Source organism: Leifsonia sp. SIMBA_070 (assembly GCF_046534635.1).
Lineage (GTDB): Bacteria > Actinomycetota > Actinomycetes > Actinomycetales > Microbacteriaceae > Leifsonia.
In genome coordinates, this window is record NZ_JAWRYK010000591.1 from 1 (window position 1) to 254 (window position 254).

The 254-nt window shown below is 70.1% G+C and carries 1 pseudogene; it reads right to left on the reverse strand.

The window, feature by feature from the left end:
- Positions 1-254: pseudogene (locus tag SB754_RS21595) on the reverse strand (3-dehydroquinate synthase); the annotation flags it as partial.

Consider the following 254-nt stretch of genomic DNA (forward strand, 5'->3'; position numbering starts at 1 on the left):
GCCGCTCCCCCGCCGAAGCCCACGATCGCGTCCGTGCGGGCGAACTCCGCCTGCCCGAGGATGCCCCAGAGGAACGAGATGACCTCGATGCGCTTGGCGCCCTCGGCGTCGGGGATCTCGGCGAGAAGGACCTCGAGTTCGCCGTCGCCCAGCAGCTCGTCGCGCAGATCGTTGACGATGCGTCCGAGCGAGGGCTGATGCACGATGAGGATCTTCTTCGCGCCCTCGGGCAGGGCCCGTCGCAGCTCGTGCCG